This window comes from Pseudomonas sp. NY15356 (assembly GCF_048068175.1).
Lineage (GTDB): Bacteria > Pseudomonadota > Gammaproteobacteria > Pseudomonadales > Pseudomonadaceae > Aquipseudomonas > Aquipseudomonas putida_K.
The window spans coordinates 1-1,112 of the sequence record NZ_JBLUPW010000072.1; the positions used below are offsets into that span (position 1 = coordinate 1).

A 1,112-nucleotide genomic window follows, 5' to 3' on the forward strand; every position below is an offset into this window, starting at 1 on the left:
GCCCGCTATGCCACCTGGTCGGCCGGGCAGATGCTGATGTACTACCCGGAGAACTACATCGACCCGACCGTGCGCCTGGGCCAGACCAAGGCGATGGACGACATGCTGCAGGTGCTGGGGCAGGCGCAGATCAACGGCGATACCGTTGGCGATGCCTACCCCGGCTACCTCAATGCTTTCGAGGAAGTGGCCAACCTGGAGACGATCAGCGGCTACTACAACGGCCGGGAGCCGCAGACGACTGATGAATCGCTGGGCAAGACCTGGTTCATCGGGCGCAGCCGTGGCGAGCCGCGGGAGTACTGGTGGCGGACGGTGGACGAGAGCAAGCGTGACAAGGAGACCGGCGCGCTGCCGGCCAACGCCTGGCGCGGCTGGACGAAGATCGAGTTGGCGCCCCAGGTGGTGGGCCGGCTGATCCGGCCGGTGATCTACCGTGAGCGGCTGTACCTGATGTGGGTGGAGCGTCAGGAGCGTATCTTGACCCGCAAGGAGACCGACGGCCAGCCAAAAGATAAGGAATATGTGTGGTCCTACAAGCTGGCGTGGTTGCGCTATGACGGGACCTGGAGCGCACCGCTGGACTACCCGATCGCTGATGGCTACATGAACAAGCTGGAAAGGCTGGAAGGCTGGGACGAGAACAAAGGGAAAGAGGGTGAAACGTCACCAGCGGTCGATTACGAAAACTACTCGCTGTTCCTGGTCAGCCTGCCCGGCCTGAACGCCCTGGTGGCCGGTATCTATGATCGGAAGGGCGACCTCGGCGAAAAAGCCATTGAGTATGGCGGCATCCAGATCAAGGAGGATTTCACCAGCGAGCCCATTGGGCTGTTGGGCGACCTGCGACAAGTCCCGCATTGGCTGGACACGGAGGCGCATACGGGGCTGTGCAGCGTATTCGCTCGCAAAGACCGGCCCGTGGCGAAGGGCATCACGTCCCCGTCTGGCAAACCGGCAGACTTCGTGTCGTTCGACTTGTCCGATGCGAGCGTGAAGGTCATCGAAACGTTCGCTGCCGAAGAGGGCAGCTATAGCCTGCGGCTGGATACGACGCTGTCGGTGGAGGCTGTGCGTCCGGAGGTGCCCAACCGATGGATCACCGAGCTGGT

General features: G+C 62.5%; 1 protein-coding gene. It reads left to right on the forward strand.

The features are described 5' to 3' along the window. Positions 1 to 1,112 (forward strand): neuraminidase-like domain-containing protein (locus tag ACNFCI_RS23960; protein ID WP_416768427.1); only part of this gene is annotated, 1,112 nt, incomplete at both ends.